The organism is Mycolicibacterium sp. 624, assembly GCF_040548615.1.
In the GTDB taxonomy this organism is placed as follows: Bacteria; Actinomycetota; Actinomycetes; order Mycobacteriales; family Mycobacteriaceae; genus Mycobacterium.
On the sequence record NZ_JBEPRZ010000005.1, the window covers coordinates 478,103 to 495,926 of the forward strand.

Sequence of the window (17,824 nt, forward strand, 5' to 3'; positions counted from 1 at the left end):
GCGAAGCGGGATCGCGCATGAATATCGTGTGGACGATATCGGCGGTGATGCTGACCGCGGCCGCCGCCGTCACCATGTTCCGGCTGCTGGCCGGGCCCGGCACGCTGGACCGCCTTGTCGCGCTGGACACCTTCATCGCGGTGATGATGTGCTCCATCGGCACATGGGCCGCGTTCAGCCTGGACACCACCGTCACCTACAGCCTGACCGCCCTGGCGCTCATATCCTTCGTCGGCTCAGTCGCTGTGGCGCGCTTCCGCGTTCGCGACACCGACGAGATCAAGCGGGGTGTCAAGTGAACACGCTCGATGTCGTCGCCGGGGTGCTGGTGCTGGCCGGTTCGCTGTTTGCGCTGACGGCCGCGATCGGCGTGGTGCGCTTTCCCGACACGCTGTCGCGGATGCACGCCGCGACCAAGCCGCAGGTGCTGGGATTGCTGCTGGTACTGCTCGGTGCGGGGATCCGGCTGCGCGGGCACGCCGACGTCGGCATGCTGATCCTGGCCGGACTGTTCGCCGTCATCACCGCGCCGGTGATCGCCAATCGGGTGGGCCAGCTCGCCTACCGGGAGCAGAGCTTTCGCGACGACCTGCTCACCAAGGACGAGATGGCCGAGCGGGATCCGTCCGAGTACTGATCCGGCCAGGCTACTCGCCGGCCAGCTGAAACTCGACCATTGCAGCGACCGTCGCCACCGCGTCGCTCAACGCGTCCAGCCGCGCACTCGCCGAGGGTGCGGCGAGCACCGCATAGCGGTCGGCCTGCCCCATGGGCACCCGAGAGGCCAATGCGTACAACCGGTTCCCCGCATCCTCACCCAGCTGGAGTTCGCCGAGCAATTCCCCACGCGACGGTAACCGCGCCTTCTTGGCCGCCGCGATGCGCTCGAACAGTGCCATCACGCGGTCCTCGACATCGACGATCTCGTCACCCGTGACAAGCCTGCCGGCCTCATCGGGCCACGGCTCGACAACGGCGCGCGGATACGGATCGTCCTCGAGCCACTTCTCCACGCGGATCCGCTCGCGCATCTCGCATGCGATCCGGTACCGGCCTTCGCCGTGTTCCTGGGCAGAGACGATCTCGGCCAGCGAGCCGACATCACACCGAGCGTCGCCGCCGCCGACCTCACGGCCCGCTGCGATCAGCACCACGCCGAACACCTTCGCACCTGCCAGGCAGTCCCGGACCAGTGCGCTATAGCGCGGCTCGAAGATGCGCAACGGCAGATCCTCGCCGGGCAGTCTGACGGACTCCAACGGGAACATCGGCGTGATGGTCATGCTGCTACAGAACCAGTTCACCGATCAACGCATCGACAACGGCGCGCAGATCTCCGTCGTGTTCCTCGGCGACGCGGCGCTGCCGCTGATAGGACGCCCCATGGCGGCCGATATCGGCGACCCTGGCAAGTTCGTCGGCGCATCCGAGTGAGACGGCCACGGGCTGCAGCCGATTGAGCAGCTCGTCGAGATCCTCGGTGACCAGCCGCTCATTGCTGTCATCGTCGAGGATGATCACCGCGTCCAGGCCGTAACGCGCTGCGCGCCACTTGTTCTCCTGGACGTGCCAGGGTGGCATGTGTGGAAGCTGCTCGCCTGCGTCGAGTCGTCGATCCAAATCGACTATCAGGCAGTGTGTGAGAGCTACCAGTGCGCCGAGTTCGGCGATATTGGACACGCCGTCGAAGATCCGGACCTCGATGGTCCCCAGGTGCGGCGAAGGCCGGATGTCCCAACGGATCTCGTTCATGTGGTCGATGATGCCGGTCTTCTTCTGGTCATGAACGAAACCCTCGAAGTGCGACCACTCCTGGAAGTGAAACGGCAGACCAGCCGTCGGCAGCTGCTGGAACATCATGGCCCGATTGCTCGCGTAACCGGTGTCCTCGCCGTCCCAGTACGGCGAGGAGGCGGATAGCGCCAGCAGGTGCGGGTACTGGTTGAGCAGTGAGGTGATGATCGGCATCACCTTGTGCGCCGACGAGACGCCGACGTGGACGTGCACACCCCAGATCAGCATCTGGCGGCCCCACCACTGCGTGCGCTTGATCAGCTCGGCGTAGCGCGGGGCATCGGTCAGCTGCTCGGCCGACCACTTCGCGAAGGGGTGCGTGCCCGCGCAGAACAGCTCCATACCGCGCTCGCGCACGACCTTGCGCACAGGCCGCAGCGTGGACCGCAGGTCCTCCATCGCCTCGCCGGAGTTCTCGCAGATACCGGTGACGATCTCGACGGTATTGCGGAGCAGTTCCTTGTGGACGTGCGGGTTCTCGCCGATCTCGGCGATGACCTCGGCGGCCTCGTTGGACAGCTCACGGGTCTCGTGGTCGACGAGCGCGAACTCCCATTCGACGCCGACGGTCGGCCGGGGTGACCCGGCGAAGTCGATGCGTTGCGGCCGGTTAGCCGTTTCCGATGACACCGCACGCCACGCGCTTGCCGGCGTCCCCGGTGGCCATGGTGGTCTCATCCGGCCCGGGGGTGCCGTTGACCTGCTGATACCGCTCCGCCGGGATGTTGGCGAAGTTATCGGCCTTCTCGTGAATGATGATGGCGGTCTTGGCGCCAGACAGGAGTTCCTCGGCGGTGAAGCCGTCGGTGGTGGTCACCAGCTTGGCCGAACCGTCGCCACGAACCTGCAGCGAGCTGAGGTCGCCGCTGGCCGGGTGTCCGGTGTGGCCCGCGACCTGGAGGTGACCGCCCGCGGAGTTGAAATCGCCGGGGGCGCCGCCGGTCGGCGCGACGGAATTCGCCTCGCACTTGCCCACCGAGTGGAGGTGCAGGCCGTGGAAGCCGGGGCTCAGCTGGCCGGGCGCGGTGGTCTGCACTGTCACCGTGGCGTAGCCATCGGAGAAGACGAACTCGGCGCTGGCAACCGACGTGCCGTCCGGGGTCTTGATGTCTGCTGTGAGCGTCTCACCCTCGGCGGACGCGCCGGGCTCGGTCTGTCCCGCCGTCGGCGCCGGTGAACCCGTCCAGACGGGCGGGGTGGTGCCAGGCTCCGTGGCGATGGGCTCATTGGGAGCGCACGCGACGGCGATCGGGATGACAAGCGCCGCAGCGGCGAGGAGGCGAAGCGAAGCGGAGGTCGGCATGCCTGAGAGCCTAACCGGTGACTACCACGATGACGCCGGGCGGTTGCTCTGCGACCGCGGGGGCTCTCGGCTCCACCGGTGCCGCCAGCAGCTTGCCCACTTCATCTGCGGCTTCCCGCTCGCCCGGGGTCTCACCGAAGTACACGGTGGTGACCGGCACGCCCTCGATGGTCAGGTTGCCCGTCTCGGTGACGTTCCAGTCCGCGTCGCGCAGCCGGTTCGCGGTGGACTCGGCGGCGCCGGCGACCTCGGAGATGTTGAAGACTCGGACATCAGGCCTGGCCGGCTCGGCCTCCGCGGATGCCTTGGCGGTGGTGGTCGAGGTGGAGGTGATGGTGCTGACCACGGTCGATGAACTGCTCGACGAGTCCGAGTCGGATTTCATGGCCTGGAATCCCACCAGCAGGAAGACCACACCGAGAAACAGAAGCACCATGACCATGGCGCGCAGTGGCAACCCGGAGGACTCTCGCTGATTCATCGAACCCACTGTATTTCACCCAGCCGATCGGGAGAAAAGCTCAGGTGACGTCGAACCCCAGCCGACGCGCGGCACGGGCCTTCTGCCTGCTGGCCCGTAGCCGACGCAACCGCTTGACCAGCATCGGGTCAGCAGCCAGCGCCTCGGGGCGGTCGACAAGGGCGTTGAGCACCTGGTAGTACCGGGTGGCCGACATCGAGAACAGCTCCTTGATGGCGTCTTCCTTGGAGCCTGCGTATTTCCACCATTGCCGCTCGAACGCGAGGATGTCGTGCTCGCGACGGGTTAGCCCGTCGGCAAGCGCAGAGTCGTCCCCGGATTGGCCAGTCCGCGCGATGGCGCCGTCCATTTCTATCCTGGGACCCTTCTGAAGCGTGAAATACATTGCGGTGGTTTCGGCGATATTCAACCACGGCAGCCGGAGTTGAGACGTGATCGTCGCCCGCGAGTCGGCTGACTTAAGCTTGCTCACCGTGGCCGTCGTACCGATTCGCATCGTGGGAGATCCCGTCCTGCACACCGCGACCAGTCCCATACCCGTCGGCGACGACGGCTCCCTGCCCGTAGAGCTCGCCGATCTCATCGCCGATCTCTACGACACGATGGACGCCGCGCATGGGGTTGGCTTGGCAGCCAACCAGATCGGCGTGAGCCAGCGAGTGTTCGTCTACGACTGCGCCGACGAGCGCGGTCGGACGGCTCGGCGACGCGGCGTCGTGGTGAACCCGGTGCTCGAGACCTCCGAGGTTCCCGAGACCATGCCCGATCCCGAGGACGATGACGAAGGTTGCCTGTCGGTGCCGGGCGAGTCGTTCCCGACGGGGCGGGCGAGTTGGGCGCGTGTCACCGGACTGGACGCGGACGGCACCCCCATCACGCTGGAGGGCACCGAGCTCTTTGCTCGCATGCTGCAGCACGAGACCGGTCACCTCGACGGGTTCACCTATCTCGATTGCCTGATCGGCAGGCATGCCCGCGCGGCCAAGCGCAGCGTCAAGTCGCACGGCTGGGGCGTGCCCGGGCTCAGCTGGATGCCGGGCGAGGACCCCGACCCGTTCGGACACTAGGCGTGCGACCACCGCCGGTGGGCGCCCGGGTGAGCCTGCGCTATCGGCTGCCCGCCGGTTCCGTGCCACCCCTGACCGACGTCGTCGGACACGTGATCGAGACCGGCAGCCAGATCCTGATCCGCACCCGCAGGAACGAGGATGTGGTCGTGGCCGCCCCCGACGTCGTTGCGGTGCGGATCATTCCGGAGATCCCCGTCAGGACGTCTCAGATCCGCAACCTGGAGCACGCCGCGGCGCTCGCGTGGCCAGGCGCCGAACACCAGGTGCACGCCGGTTGGCTGTTGCGGTCCGGGCACGGCAGCACCCGCCGCGCGAATTCGGCGGTGCCGATCGAGTTCTCGGCGACACCGCCGCTGTCCGCGATCATCGACTGGTACGGCACGCGGGGTCTGCCACCGCTTCTGGCGGCACCCGATCGACTGGTGCGCGTTCCAGAAGGGGTGCCCGTCGACGGCGAGAACATCGTCTTGGTTGGCGAGGTTTTGACATCAGATCCGTCGCCGGACGTGGCGATCACATCGCTGCCGGATGCTGCGTGGCGCGACGTCGATCAGCGCGGCGTCCCCGACGACGTGTTGACCGCCGTGATCGACGGCGAGGTGGCGTTCGCGAGGCAGGCCGACGTCGCGGTGGCGCGCGGGGCGGTCACCACCGCACCCGACGGGACACGGTGGCTCGGCCTGTCGGCGGTGCACGTCACCCCCGGTGCGCGGCGCAACGGCGCGGGGCGGGCGATCTGCGAGGCGCTGCTGGCGTGGGGCGCCGACCGCAGCGCCACAGGCGTCTACGTGCAAGTCCTGCCCGACAACGCTGCAGCCCTGGCGCTGTACGAGGCGATGGGATTGCGACCCCATCACCGATCCCGCTACGTCGACGCCCGTAACCTCTAGCGCGTGCGACTCGCCACCTGGAACGTCAACTCGATCAGAACCCGCGTCGACCGCGTCACCGACTGGCTGGAGCGTGCCGACGTCGACGTCCTTGCCATGCAGGAGACCAAGTGCAAGGACGACCAGTTCCCCACGATGCCGTTCGCGGCACTGGGCTACGAGATCGCCCACGTCGGGCACAGCCAGTGGAACGGTGTGGCGATCGCGTCGCGGGTGGGTCTGGAGAACATCGAGGTCGGGTTCTCCGGCCAGCCGCAGTGGAGCGAGGCAGTCGAGGCGCGCGCGATCGGTGCGACGTGCGGCGGGGTCCGGGTGTGGAGCCTGTACATCCCCAACGGACGAACCCTCGCGGACCCGCACTACGCATACAAGCTGGATTGGCTTGCCGCACTGCGTAACACCGCATCCGGATGGCTTGCCGACGATCCGACGACACCCGTGGCGCTCGTCGGTGACTGGAACATCGCGCCCACCGACGACGACGTCTGGGATATCGAGGTCTTTCGCGACAGCACCCACGTCACGGAGCCGGAACGCGCGGCATTTCGGGCAATCGAGGCCGAGTTCGCCGACGTCGTACGGCCGTTCACACCCGAGCCCAAGACGTTCACGTACTGGGATTACACCCAGTTGCGCTTCCCCAAGAAGCAGGGCATGCGCATCGACTTCATTCTCGGCTCACCCGAGTTCGCCTCGCGCGTCACGCACGCCGAGATCGTGCGGGACGAACGCAAACCGGGCAAGAAGGGCACCAAGGCACCGAGCGATCACGCACCGGTGCTGGTCGACCTGTCCGACGGGTAGGCGCGATTAGGGCTTGACGCCGATCGTGATCAGGTCGGACAGGGCTCGCGTCCACAGGGGTCTACGGATGCGGTGTTGATCGCCGATGGTGAACCCCGCGCCTTCGAACAGGGCGCGCATCTCCGCCGGCGACGGGTTGTGCGCTGGGGCCCACCCGCTTCCGTCGATCAGCTGAAACGGCAGCAGTTGGCGCGGGCTGATCGTCGCGACCGCCACCAGTCCGCCGGGGGCGAGCACGCGGTGGAACTCGGCAAGCGCGGCGGGTTGATCGAAGAAGTGGAACGCCGACGTGGTGACGATGGCGTCGAGGAAGTCGTCGACGAACGGCAGCCGCTCGGCTGGGCCCTTCTTCCAGAGCACGGCCGACGACCGGCGCCGCGCCGCAGCCAGCATGCCGTCCGACATATCGACCCCGTAGGTCTCGTCGGGACGCAGATCGGCTGCGATTCGTGACGCGAGAATGCCTGTTCCGCAGGCGATATCGGCCACCCGACGGGACGAGTGCTCGCGCAGCGTGGCGATCACCTCATCCTGCGCAGGCTGATAGACGAGGCGCTGCAGGCACCGCTGGTCGTATGCCGGGGCGGCGAGACTCCAGAACCGCGTGATCGCCTCGTTCATCCCCCTGCGGTGCACCGTCGTCATGCAAACCACAGTAGGAGAAAACCTCGGCCCGGCCTGTGGATAACTTCGGCGGGTGTCGGGGGGCGATGGCATACTCGAACACGTGTTCGATGAACGTACGCCCGGCGACTTGCTCCGCGATATCGAGGAGAGCCTGCGCGAGGAGTCGATGGTCGTCGCGCGCCGGATGTCCGCGGTCGCGGGATTGCTGTGGCATCGAACCGCGGAAGCCGAGGGTGTCGATGACGACGATCCGTCGTATGCACTGATCACGGGGTTCGCCCGCACCTGTGCCGAGGTGAGTGCGGCGATGACTCTTCCACCGATGTCCGCGAGCAGGCTGGTGTCGCACGCCGAGGCCCTGAGCACCCGCCTGCCGGAAGTCGCCCGACTGCTCGCCGAGGGGCGGACCGACTGGCGCACCGTCGAGTTGATCATCACACGAACCGAACTCGTCTCCGATGACCTGATCGCACAGCTAGACCACTCGATGGCGGAGCGGATCATCCACTGGCAGCATTGGTCACGCCGTCGCATCATCAACGCGGTGGACGCCGCCGTGCGCGCCATCGACTCCGACGCCGCCAAGGAGCGCCGGGTCACTGCCGACAACGCCCGTCACGTCAGCATCGTCGCCGAACCCAACGGGACGGCGCGGATTCGCGGTTCGCTGTCGGCGCCAGCGGCCGCGCTGGTCGACAAACGGCTCTCGGAGATGGCCCGCTCGGTGTGTGCCGGCGACTCCCGCACCACCGATCAACGCCGCGCCGACGCCCTAGTCGCGCTCAGCGATGGGCGTGAACTCGCCTGCAACTGTGGGGCATCCGACTGCCCCACCCGAGTCACCGCAGAGCCGGCCGCAGCCGGCGGTGCACGCTTCGTCATCAATGTGATCGCCAGCCAGGAGACAGTGGACGGGCGCAGCGAACAACCCGGGTACCTCGAGGGTTACGGTGTGATCGACGCCGAGCAGGTGCGCCAACTCGCCGAGTCCGCCACGTTCCGGCTGCTCACCGCGCCCACCACCCCCGACGCAGAGACGCTGCGCTACCAGCCGTCGGCGGCAGTCGAGCGCTGGATCCGCTGTCGCGATCTGACGTGCCGATTCCCCGGGTGCGATCGTCCGGCGTGGACCGCCGACATCGACCACACCCTGCCCTTCAATCACACCAGGCCCAGCGCCGGTGGGCTGACAGTGCCAGGAAACCTCAAGTGCTATTGCCGACAACACCACCGGCTCAAGACTTTTCACGGCGGACCGCATGGATGGCGCGATGAACAGCTTCCTGACGGCACCGTCGTGTTGACGTCCCCGACGGGGCGCGTCTACCGCAACACCCCGGCTGGCGCGGAGTTGTTTCCACAGATGCGCCCCGCATGCGTCGAACCGCAGCCGCGAAAACACAGTCGGCACCGCGAGAGGTCGGCACGTGTGGCGCTGGCCCGCAGCCGGATCCACGCCACCCGCCATCAGAACGAGCAGACGCGTCGGAACAATCGTGCGCGCAGTGACGAGATCGATGTCCGCAAGTGGCGCAACAACATGCGCAGAACACTGCTGGTGTTCAAGGGCGGCGATGCCAGTACCAGTCCGTGGTGCAGCTGGGTCAACGATCCGCTCGAGGACGAGCACATCAGCGCCGACTGGTTACCACCGCTCCCGCCGGCACCGACACCGGACGGCCGAGCATCGACACCGGACGACGTGCCACCGTTCTGATCACGCTTGAAAGGGGAGGCAACCAATGAAGATTCTCGTCGCCACGCAACTCACCCAGGGCATGGAGGCAGACGACTACCACTACTGCGTCGAGGGCGAGTTGGTGTGGATTCAGGAGCCCTGCGCGAGGGACCACAACAATCCCGAAAGCCCCTGTGGATGCGGCCGGGGGTTCGCGGGTGCGGCATCACACCGGGCCACCACCACCGCCGCCGTGGTGGATTCGGAGCTGAGCCGCGCTGACGTCGTCCTGGCGTTCTCGACCAGCCTCGTCGACGGGGGCTGGCCCATCGAGTGGGCCGAGGAGGTCGCCGACGACAACCTGGCCGTCGCAGACGAACTTCCCGTCGGCACCGTCATCGGCCGCCGACTCGACGGCTTCCTGGTGCGGGCGGTCAGGACCGCGGGCTAGGCGGCTCTCACTAGGACTCGTTGTCGGCGCCCGGCGCGGTGGCGTACTTGCCGGAGCTGAACATCGAGGCGATGGCACCGATCACCATCATCACGGCGGCCGCGATGAACACCACCACAAGACCGGAGTGGAACGGCTCGGCGATCAGGTGCGGGAAGAACGTCTGACCGGTCAGCGTCTCGGCGTCGACCCCCGGCTGGTGCAGCGCGCCATAGGGCTCCAACAGCTCGGCGATCGGGTTGTAGCCCAGGAAGGCCGCGAACAGGCTGCCAACGGGTGGCAGGTTGGCCACATCGTGGGCGACCGCTGCTGACACGCCCTGCTCCTGCAGGCCCGCGCTGAGCGCCGTCGGCAGCGTGCCAGCGAGCCCGACGATCATGAGCGAGAAGAAGATTCCGATCGACAGCGAGGATCCCGCGTTGAAGAACGTGGCGCGCACGCCCGATGCGGCACCGCGCTGCGAGGCGGGCACGCTCGACATGATGGCCGCGGTGTTGGGTGCGGTGAAGATGCCGCCACCGAGACCGTTGAGGAATATCAGCACGGCGAACACCCAGTAGTCGAAGTCCACGGGAATCAACACCAGCGCAACGAATGACGCCGCCATCAGGATCATGCCGCCGACCGTGAAAGGTCGTGCCCCGTAGCGGTCCGACAGCGAGCCCGCGACCGGCCCGGCGATCAGGAACCCGACCGTGACCGGAAGCATGTAGACCGCCGCCCACAGCGGCGTGGACTCGAACTCATAGCCGCGCAGGGGAAGCCAGATGCCCTGCAGCCAGATGATGAGCATGAACTGCAGGCCACCGCGGCCCACCGACGACATCAGGCCGGCCAGGTTTCCCATGCCGAACGCCGCCGAGCGGAACAGCCTCATGTCCACCATCGGCGCGGCCACCCGCAACTCGATGAAGACGAACGCCACCAGGGCCGCCAACCCGAAGCCGATCGAACCCATCACCCACGGGCTTGTCCACCCGGTGGAGGACGCCCCGTAGGGCTGGATGCCGTAGGTGATGCCGATCAGCAGCACCGTCAGACCGATGCCGAAGGACAGCGTGCCCGCCCAGTCCAGCCGACCAGTTGACCGCACGCCGAGTTCCTTGAGCGAGCGGTAACTCCAGATGGTGCCGACGATGCCGATCGGCACGCCGACCCAGAAGATGGCCTGCCAGTGCCACTCGGACAGGAATCCGCCGATCAGAAGGCCCAGGAATGACCCGGCCACGGCCGCCACCATGTTCACCCCGAGCGCCATACCGCGCTGGTTGGCCGGGAACGCATCGGTGAGGATCGCCGACGAGGACGCCATGAGCATCGCGCCGCCGACACCCTGGATGACCCGCCAGCCGATGAGCCACACCGCTCCCCCGCCGAGGTGGAACGGGTCGAAGGACAGCGCGACGGCCGCCACGGTGAAGACGACGAAGCCCAGGTTGTAGATGCGCACCCGGCCGAACATGTCGCCGAGTCGGCCGAATGGCACCACCAGCACCGCGGTGACGACGAGATAGCCCATCAGCATCCACAGCAGGTAGCTCACGTTGCCCGACGACAGCGGGTTGAGCCCGATACCGCGGAAGATCGCGGGCAGCGAGATCAGCACGATCGACGCGTTGACGGTGGCCAGAAGTGTGCCAAGCGTGGTGTTGGACAGCACGATCCACTTGTAGGAGGGGTGGTCGTGATCCATCCGGCTGCGCCGATTTGCGGTCTCGGCCTGTTCGGCGTCGGCACGGGCCTTCGCCAATTCGATCTCAGTCGTCATCAGCCATCGCTTTTCGCATCTAGATACTCAAAACACATATGTTAGCTATACAAAAGATCTCCCGGCAATTCGTATTCCGCCGGGCCGGGGTCAAACCGTTGGGGTACGTTGGGCAGCGTCCACACACGGGAGCGCACCCAAGTGCGCTGAGAGGACGGCTAGCGGGCCGTCGACCGTACGAACCTGACCGGGTAATGCCGGCGTAGGGAGATGAGTAGATGAGTCTGTCCATTTCTAGTTCAACCGTGACCACGGGCCCCATCACCGGCAGTTCGAAGGTCTACCGCGAGCTGCCCGACGGGGCCCGGGTGCCGTTCCGGCGGGTGCACCTGACCGACGGTGACCACCTGGACCTGTACGACACGTCCGGTCCGTACACCGATGAGTCCGCGGTGATCGACCTCACCGCCGGGCTGGCGCCACGGCCCGGCGTCGTCGCCGACCGCGGCACCCAGTTGCAGCGTGCCCGCGCCGGGGAGATCACCGCGGAGATGGCCTTCATCGCGGAGCGCGAGAGCGTGCCCGCCACGCTGGTGCGCGACGAGGTGGCCCGCGGCCGCGCCGTGATCCCGGCCAACCACAACCATCCCGAGAGCGAGCCGATGATCATCGGCAAGGCGTTCTCGGTCAAGGTCAACGCCAACATCGGCAACTCGGCCGTGACGTCGTCGGTGGCCGAGGAGGTCGACAAGATGGTGTGGGCCACCCGGTGGGGCGCCGACACCATCATGGACCTGTCCACCGGCCGCGATATCCACCTGACCCGAGAGTGGATCCTGCGCAACTCCCCCGTCCCGGTCGGCACCGTGCCGATCTATCAGGCTCTCGAGAAGGTCGACGGCGACCCGACCAAGCTCACCTGGGAGGTGTACCGCGACACCGTGATCGAGCAGTGCGAGCAGGGTGTCGACTACATGACGGTGCACGCGGGGGTGCTGCTGCGCTACATCCCGCTGACGGTCAACCGGGTCACCGGCATCGTGTCCCGCGGCGGAGCCATCATGGCCGCCTGGTGCCTGGCGCATCACACCGAGTCGTTCCTGTACACGAACTTCGCGGAGCTGTGCGAGATCCTGGCCCGCTACGACGTGACCTTCTCCCTGGGCGACGGCCTGCGGCCGGGCTCGATCGCCGATGCCAACGACGAGGCGCAGTTCGCCGAACTGCGCACGCTCGGCGAGCTGACCGCGATCGCGAAGAGCCATGGCGTGCAGGTGATGATCGAGGGCCCCGGCCACGTGCCGATGCACAAGATCGTCGAGAACGTGCGCCTCGAGGAGGAACTCTGCGACGAGGCGCCGTTCTACACACTGGGGCCGTTGACCACCGACATCGCGCCGGGCTACGACCACATCACCTCCGCCATCGGCGCCGCCATCATCGCGCAGGCCGGCACCGCCATGCTGTGCTACGTCACGCCCAAGGAGCACCTCGGACTACCCGACCGCAAGGACGTCAAGGACGGCGTGATCGCGTACAAGATCGCCGCCCACGCCGCCGACCTCGCCAAGGGTCATCCGCATGCCCAGAATCGGGATAACGCACTGTCCAAGGCGCGCTTCGAGTTTCGTTGGTACGACCAGTTCGCGCTGTCTCTGGATCCCGACACCGCGCGCGAGTTCCACGACGAGACACTGCCCGCCGCCCCGGCCAAGACCGCGCACTTCTGCTCCATGTGCGGCCCGAAGTTCTGCTCCATGCGCATCACCGCCGATATCCGCGAGGCCTACGAGTTGGGGATGGCGAGCAAATCCGAGGAGTTCGCGCAGAACGGCAACCGCGTCTATCTACCCTTGACGTCATGAACTATCTGCCACTGACGCCGCCCGGTCAGACCCCGGCTCGGGTGATGACCATCGCCGGGTCCGACTCCGGCGGCGGTGCGGGCATCCAGGCAGACATGCGCACGTTCGCGATGCTCGGTGTGCACGGATGCGTGACCGTGGTGGCGGTGACAGTGCAGAACTCGGTGGGCGTCAAGGGCTTTCACGAGATCCCGCTCGATGTCATAAGCGGCCAGATGGAGGCGGTCGTCAGCGATATCGGCATCCAGGCCGCCAAGACGGGAATGCTGGCCTCCTCGGAGATCATCACGACCGTCGCGCAGACCTGGCGCAGCCTGGAGGTCACCGCGCCGCTCGTGGTCGACCCGGTGTGCGCGTCGATGCACGGCGACCCGCTGCTGCACCCGTCGGCGCTCGACGCGCTGCGCAACGAGCTGTTCCCGATCGCCACCCTCGTCACGCCCAACCTCGACGAGGTCCTGCTCATCACCGGCATCGAGGTCGTCGACACCGCATCCCAGCGTGACGCGGCGCGCGCGCTCCACGATCTCGGGCCCCGCTGGGCACTGGTCAAGGGCGGGCACCTGCGGTCGTCGGCGCACAGCCCCGATCTCCTGTTCGACGGCACCGACTTCTACGAGTTCGACGCCGAACGCATCCCCACCGGCCATGACCACGGCGCAGGCGACACCCTTGCGGCGGCAACGGCCAGCGCGCTCGCACACGGATACCAGGTGCCCGACGCGGTGGCGTTCGGCAAGCAGTGGGTCACCGAATGCCTGCGCGCGGCATACCCGTTGGGACACGGTCATGGTCCGGTATCGGCACTCTTCAGGTTGACTGCCCATCATGAGTCTTGACGCCATCGCAGGCATTGCCCACGCGCCCGTCGGCGACGTGCACGGCGCCGTCGTGCTCACCCACGGCGCGGGCGGCAACCGCGACGGCGCGCTGCTGGTGAAGCTGTGCGACGAGTGGGCCCGCCGCGGCTGGCTGGCCATCCGCTACGACCTGCCCTACCGGCGACGCAGGCCGAAGGGACCGCCCTCGGGTTCGGCCAAGGCCGATCAGGAGGGCATCGTCGAGGCCGTCGAGCTGGCTCGCGGGCTGGCCGGTGGCCGCGTCATCGCGGGTGGCCATTCCTACGGCGGGCGCATGACCTCAATGGCGGTGGCCGACGGGCTCGCGGTGGACGTGCTGGCGTTGTCGTCCTATCCCCTGCACCCGCCCGGCAAGCCCGAGCGCGCCCGCACCGAACACCTGCCGCGGATCGCCGCACCCACGGTGTTCACCCACGGCACATCGGACCCGTTCGGCACCATCGACGAACTGCGTGATGCGGCCGGACTCATCCCGGCGCCCACCGAGATCGTCGAGATCACGGGCGCTCGCCACGACCTGGGTTCCAAGACGCTCGACGTGCCCGCGCTTGCGGTGGACGCCGCCCTGCGATTGCTTGCGTGAGCTGCGCGGCAAGCCTGCTATCTTCCGGGGATGACGTGGCCCACGGGAGACCCGAATCAGCCCTACGGGGCCCAACCCCCAGCCCAGTCTGCCCCGCCACCTCCGCCTCCTCCGGGCAGCTATCCACCACCGCCGCCGGGCAACTACCCACCCCCGCCTCCCATGCCCTATCAGCAGCCGCAGTACGGCCAGCCCTACGGCCAGCCCGGGTACCCGCAGCAACCGCCCAAGAAGTCGAAGAAGGGCCTCATCATCGCCGTGGTGATAGTCGGCGTGCTCGCCCTTGTCGGGTTGGCCGTCCTGGCCGTCGTCGGCATCGTGGTCGGCAATGACCGGGTCATCGCGACCGACGTCGAGGTCGGGAGCTGCATTGCCGACGTGCCCACGGCCGCGCGGGTCGTCTCGCTGCCCACGGTGGACTGCGCCGAGCCGCACGGCGGCGAGGTGTACTCGGTGCTCACCATGCCCGACGGTGACTACCCGGGTGCCGAGACCATCGACGAGTGGCAGTCCAAGTGCCCCGACGAGCTGGCCTCCTACTCACCCGAGGCCATGCTCGACGACTCCGTCGGCGTCTATGTGCTGTACCCGACACAGGAGACATGGGACGCCGGCGATCGCGCCGTGACGTGCATCGCAACGCTGGAACCCAAGCGCACCGGCACCCTCAAGGAGTAAGAAGTGCTATCCGATACCCCTGGTACCGTCTAGCCATGTCTACCGAGCATCACGACGCAGTAATCGTCGGCGCCGGGTTCGCAGGCATCGGCGCAGCCATCCAGCTCAAGCGGTTGGGCATGAATGACTTCGTCATCCTCGAACGCGAGGACGACCTCGGCGGTACCTGGTACGTCAACCACTACCCCGGCCTTGCCGTCGACGTGCCCACCACCACGTACTCGTACTTCTTCGAGCCCAACCCGAACTGGTCACGGCTGTTCACCCCTGGACCCGAGATCAAGCAGTACGCGGACGACGTCGCCGACAAGTACGACGTCCGAACCCACATGCGCTTTGGCACCGTTGTCGAGGGCGCCCGCTGGGACGAGGAGGCGTCGCTGTGGCGTATCGCGCTGGCCGGCGGGGACACGCTGACCGCCCGCTATCTGCTCACCGCGACCGGCTTCCTCTCCCAGCCAAAGGTTCCCGACATTCCGGGCATCGAGAGCTTCGAGGGCAAGGTCATCCACACCACCGATTGGGAGGATGACTTCGATGCCACCGGGCGGCGCATCGCCGTGATCGGCACGGGCGCCACCGCGGTTCAGCTCATCCCCCAACTCGCCAAGCGCGCAGCGGATCTCACGGTGTACCAGCGCACCCCGATCTGGGTGGTGCCCAAGATCGACATCCGCTTCGGCGAGCGGGCCAAGCGGTTGTTCGCACGTGTTCCGTTCACGCAACGGGCGCTGCGCTGGCTCACCGACTCGATCTACGAGGTGATGATCAACACCGCGGTGCTGCGGCACCGCCAGTTCTCGCGGCTCAACGTCGCCGCCGCCGATCTGTCGAAGGTGCACCGGTTCTTCTCCATCCGTGACAAGGAGCTGCGGCGCCGGCTGACGCCGGACTACGACTTCGGTTGCAAGCGACCGACGTTCAGCAACGGCTACTACCGCGCCTTCACCAAGCCGCACGTGCACCTTCAGGATGCGGGCATCGATCACATCGTGGCCGACGGCATCGTCGGCAAGGACGGCGCCAAGGTCACCATCGACACCCTGGTCCTGGCCACGGGCTTCGACCTGTGGGAGGCCAACTTCCCCGCCATCGAGGTCATCGGCCGCGAGGGCCGTGATCTGGGAAAGTGGTGGCGGGACACCCGGTTCCAGGCCTACCAGGGCGTGTCGATGCCGTACTTCCCGAACTACCTGAGCCTGGCCAGCCCCTATGCGTTCCTCGGGTTGAACTTCTTCAACACCATGGAGTACCAGATGCGGCTCATGGACAGGCTCTTCACCGAGGTGAAGAGGCGCGGGGCGACGACATTCGAGGTCACCGAGGAGGCGAACACCGCGTTCCTGGACCGGATGACCGAGCTGCTCGGCGACTCGCTGTTCACCATCGGCAACTGTGCGAGCGCGAATTCGTACTACTTCAACCCCGCGGGAGAGCCCACGCTGCTTCGTCCGTCGTCGACAGAGTCGGCGGTCAGGGAAGCCTCGGCGTTCCCGCTCAGTGATTACCGGATTGCCTGACCAGAAAGAGAGCCCAGTGCCTCAAGATTCGAAGAACTCCACAGCGGCCACGCTCGTCGGTCTGTCGGTGGCGGGTGCGGGTATCGCGCACTTCGTCCGCCCGCAGCTGTTCGAGGGCATCACGAAGTCGGCGTTCCCGCGTGACACCGAGCGGCACATCAAGACCAACGGCGGTATCGAGACCGCGATCGGTGTCGGTCTCCTGGTGCCGAAGACCCGCAAGCTGGCGGTTCTCGGCACGGTTGGCTATGTCGCCTACCTGGCCGTGAACTCCGTTCGCAATCGCTGACATCTCCTGAAGCGCACTCTCGGCACCGCTGACGCGGTAGTCGTCGGACTCGGGGCGATGCTCGGCGCGGGCATCTTCGTGGTGCTCGCGCCCGCGGCCGCCGCGGCGGGCTCGGGTCTGCTGCTGGGCCTGGCGATCGCCGCCTTCGTCGCCTATTGCAACGCGACGTCGTCGGCGCGACTGGCGGCGCTCTACCCGCAGTCCGGTGGCACCTATGTCTACGGCCGGGAGCGTCTCGGTCCGTTCTGGGGCTACACCGCGGGTGCGAGTTTCATCGTCGGCAAGACAGCGTCGTGTGCGGCGATGGCGCTGACGGTCGGCTACTACGTGTGGCCCGGGCACGCGCACGAGGTCGCGGTGGCCGTCGTGCTGGCGCTGACCGCGGTCAACGTTGCGGGCGTACAGAAGTCGGCGCTTCTCACCCGGGTGATCGTGGTCGCCGTGCTCGCCGTGCTGTGCACCGTGATCGTGGCGATCCTCGGGTCCGGCGACGTGGACGCAGGCCGGCTCGCGCTCGGCGACGACGCCAGTGCGTTCGGCATTCTGCAGGCGGCGGGTCTGCTGTTCTTCGCCTTCGCCGGGTACGCGCGGATCGCCACCCTCGGTGAGGAGGTTCGCGATCCGGCCCGCACCATCCCGCGGGCCATCGCGCTCGCGCTGGCCATCGCGCTGGTGGTGTATGCAGTGGTTGCCGTCGTGGTGCTCGCCCAGCTGGGTGGCACGACACTGTCGTCGGCCACCGCGCCACTGGCCGACGCCGTTGCGGCCGCCGGACTACCCGGGCTGGTACCGGTGGTGCGGGTTGGTGCTGCGATCGCCGCGTTGGGGGCGCTTCTCGCGCTCATCCTCGGTGTCTCGCGCACGGTTCTGGCGATGTCGCGTGACAGGCACCTGCCGAGTTCGCTGGCAGTGGTGCACGACCGGTTCGACAGTCCGTACCGCGCCGAGATCGCGGTGGGAGTCGTGGTGGCCGGGCTCGCCGCGGTGGCCGACGTGCGCACGGCCATCGGATTCTCGTCGTTCGCGGTGCTGGTGTACTACGCGATAGCCAATGCGGCCGCGTTCACGTTGGGACGCAAGCTGATTCCCGTGCTCGGGACCATCGGATGCGTGGTGCTCGCGGTGACGTTGCCTGCGACCTCGGTGCTGGCAGGTGTCGCGGTGCTCGTGCTCAGCGCCGCGGTGTACGGCCTGCGCCGGTGATTGGGCTGCGCCACAGCGCC

General features: G+C 67.3%; 21 protein-coding genes and 1 riboswitch. Of the genes, 14 read left to right on the plus strand and 7 right to left on the minus strand.

Annotated features, from left to right (window positions below; all coding sequences use genetic code 11):
• Positions 1 to 17: 17 nt before the first annotated feature.
• Entirely contained in the window at positions 18 to 299 is a 282-nt protein-coding gene (locus ABIA65_RS21950) for a monovalent cation/H+ antiporter complex subunit F (RefSeq protein ID WP_241401218.1), read from the plus strand.
• Entirely contained in the window at positions 296 to 637 is a 342-nt protein-coding gene (gene mnhG / locus ABIA65_RS21955; protein WP_241401219.1) for a monovalent cation/H(+) antiporter subunit G, read from the plus strand. Before ABIA65_RS21950 ends, mnhG begins: the two co-directional genes overlap by 4 nt.
• Before the next feature lie 10 nt (positions 638 to 647).
• Here the strand turns inward: mnhG and ABIA65_RS21960 are convergent, their stop codons facing one another.
• The 5 genes from ABIA65_RS21960 to napA are packed head-to-tail and all read right to left on the minus strand — an operon-like array spanning position 648 to position 3,927.
• A complete protein-coding gene (locus tag ABIA65_RS21960; RefSeq protein WP_354524881.1) occupies positions 648 to 1,283 on the minus strand; it encodes an LON peptidase substrate-binding domain-containing protein in 636 nt (211 codons plus the stop codon).
• A 4-nt stretch (positions 1,284 to 1,287) separates the two neighbouring features.
• Positions 1,288 to 2,424, minus strand: coding sequence for a glutamate--cysteine ligase (locus ABIA65_RS21965; protein ID WP_241401221.1), 1,137 nt, complete (start codon positions 2,422 to 2,424; stop codon positions 1,288 to 1,290).
• On the minus strand, positions 2,405 to 3,097 hold the full coding sequence (gene sodC, locus ABIA65_RS21970) for a superoxide dismutase[Cu-Zn] (protein WP_241401222.1): 693 nt from the start codon (positions 3,095 to 3,097) through the stop codon (positions 2,405 to 2,407). Before sodC ends, ABIA65_RS21965 begins: the two co-directional genes overlap by 20 nt.
• 10 nt (positions 3,098 to 3,107) lie before the next feature.
• Positions 3,108 to 3,578 carry a LytR C-terminal domain-containing protein gene (locus ABIA65_RS21975; RefSeq protein WP_241401223.1) on the minus strand — a complete coding sequence of 157 codons (471 nt, stop codon included), beginning with the start codon at positions 3,576 to 3,578 and terminating at the stop codon, positions 3,108 to 3,110.
• Positions 3,579 to 3,618: 40 nt separating this feature from the next.
• Complete coding sequence (gene napA / locus ABIA65_RS21980; RefSeq protein ID WP_241405858.1) at positions 3,619 to 3,927, minus strand: nucleoid-associated protein NapA; 309 nt, start codon at positions 3,925 to 3,927, stop codon at positions 3,619 to 3,621.
• Between the two features lie 124 nt (positions 3,928 to 4,051).
• Between napA and ABIA65_RS21985 the strand changes: the two genes are divergently transcribed.
• Genes ABIA65_RS21985 through ABIA65_RS21995 form a run of 3 tightly spaced genes read left to right on the plus strand, consistent with a single transcriptional unit; the run spans position 4,052 to position 6,342 of the window.
• Positions 4,052 to 4,645 (plus strand): peptide deformylase, encoded by a 594-nt coding sequence (locus ABIA65_RS21985; RefSeq protein ID WP_241401224.1) that lies wholly within the window; start codon positions 4,052 to 4,054, stop codon positions 4,643 to 4,645.
• 2 nt (positions 4,646 to 4,647) lie between these two features.
• On the plus strand, positions 4,648 to 5,538 hold the full coding sequence (locus ABIA65_RS21990; protein WP_354524882.1) for an N-acetylglutamate synthase, CG3035 family: 891 nt from the start codon (positions 4,648 to 4,650) through the stop codon (positions 5,536 to 5,538).
• A gap of 3 nt (positions 5,539 to 5,541) precedes the next feature.
• On the plus strand, positions 5,542 to 6,342 hold the full coding sequence (locus tag ABIA65_RS21995; RefSeq protein ID WP_354524883.1) for an exodeoxyribonuclease III: 801 nt from the start codon (positions 5,542 to 5,544) through the stop codon (positions 6,340 to 6,342).
• A gap of 6 nt (positions 6,343 to 6,348) precedes the next feature.
• On the opposite strand, the gene ABIA65_RS22000 is transcribed toward ABIA65_RS21995, so the two are convergent.
• Positions 6,349 to 6,987 carry a class I SAM-dependent methyltransferase gene (locus tag ABIA65_RS22000; protein ID WP_354524884.1) on the minus strand — a complete coding sequence of 213 codons (639 nt, stop codon included), beginning with the start codon at positions 6,985 to 6,987 and terminating at the stop codon, positions 6,349 to 6,351.
• 82 nt (positions 6,988 to 7,069) lie between these two features.
• Between ABIA65_RS22000 and ABIA65_RS22005 the strand changes: the two genes are divergently transcribed.
• Positions 7,070 to 8,686, plus strand: coding sequence for an HNH endonuclease signature motif containing protein (locus tag ABIA65_RS22005; RefSeq protein ID WP_354524885.1), 1,617 nt, complete (start codon positions 7,070 to 7,072; stop codon positions 8,684 to 8,686).
• Between the two features lie 25 nt (positions 8,687 to 8,711).
• Positions 8,712 to 9,098 carry a DUF7715 family protein gene (locus tag ABIA65_RS22010; RefSeq protein ID WP_241401229.1) on the plus strand — a complete coding sequence of 129 codons (387 nt, stop codon included), beginning with the start codon at positions 8,712 to 8,714 and terminating at the stop codon, positions 9,096 to 9,098.
• 10 nt (positions 9,099 to 9,108) lie between these two features.
• Here the strand turns inward: ABIA65_RS22010 and ABIA65_RS22015 are convergent, their stop codons facing one another.
• A complete protein-coding gene (locus tag ABIA65_RS22015) occupies positions 9,109 to 10,866 on the minus strand; it encodes an MFS transporter (protein ID WP_354524886.1) in 1,758 nt (585 codons plus the stop codon).
• A gap of 115 nt (positions 10,867 to 10,981) precedes the next feature.
• A riboswitch (TPP riboswitch) is annotated at positions 10,982 to 11,093 on the plus strand.
• Here ABIA65_RS22015 and thiC point away from each other — a divergent pair.
• The 7 genes from thiC to ABIA65_RS22050 all read left to right on the plus strand — a co-directional run bounded on the left by thiC (position 11,085) and on the right by ABIA65_RS22050 (position 17,804).
• On the plus strand, positions 11,085 to 12,671 hold the full coding sequence (thiC, locus tag ABIA65_RS22020) for a phosphomethylpyrimidine synthase ThiC (protein ID WP_354524887.1): 1,587 nt from the start codon (positions 11,085 to 11,087) through the stop codon (positions 12,669 to 12,671). (Overlaps the previous riboswitch by 9 nt.)
• Positions 12,668 to 13,510, plus strand: coding sequence for a bifunctional hydroxymethylpyrimidine kinase/phosphomethylpyrimidine kinase (gene thiD, locus ABIA65_RS22025; protein WP_354524888.1), 843 nt, complete (start codon positions 12,668 to 12,670; stop codon positions 13,508 to 13,510). The genes thiC and thiD overlap by 4 nt, the downstream gene beginning before the upstream one ends.
• Positions 13,500 to 14,114 carry an alpha/beta hydrolase family protein gene (locus ABIA65_RS22030; RefSeq protein WP_354524889.1) on the plus strand — a complete coding sequence of 205 codons (615 nt, stop codon included), beginning with the start codon at positions 13,500 to 13,502 and terminating at the stop codon, positions 14,112 to 14,114. The genes thiD and ABIA65_RS22030 overlap by 11 nt, the downstream gene beginning before the upstream one ends.
• Positions 14,115 to 14,144: 30 nt before the next feature.
• Positions 14,145 to 14,792 carry a septum formation family protein gene (locus tag ABIA65_RS22035; RefSeq protein ID WP_354524890.1) on the plus strand — a complete coding sequence of 216 codons (648 nt, stop codon included), beginning with the start codon at positions 14,145 to 14,147 and terminating at the stop codon, positions 14,790 to 14,792.
• Between the two features lie 35 nt (positions 14,793 to 14,827).
• Positions 14,828 to 16,312 carry a flavin-containing monooxygenase gene (locus ABIA65_RS22040; RefSeq protein ID WP_354524891.1) on the plus strand — a complete coding sequence of 495 codons (1,485 nt, stop codon included), beginning with the start codon at positions 14,828 to 14,830 and terminating at the stop codon, positions 16,310 to 16,312.
• A 16-nt stretch (positions 16,313 to 16,328) separates the two neighbouring features.
• Positions 16,329 to 16,601 (plus strand): DoxX-related protein, encoded by a 273-nt coding sequence (locus ABIA65_RS22045; protein ID WP_241401236.1) that lies wholly within the window; start codon positions 16,329 to 16,331, stop codon positions 16,599 to 16,601.
• A gap of 57 nt (positions 16,602 to 16,658) precedes the next feature.
• Positions 16,659 to 17,804 (plus strand): APC family permease, encoded by a 1,146-nt coding sequence (locus ABIA65_RS22050; RefSeq protein WP_502919599.1) that lies wholly within the window; start codon positions 16,659 to 16,661, stop codon positions 17,802 to 17,804.
• Positions 17,805 to 17,824 lie beyond the last annotated feature (20 nt).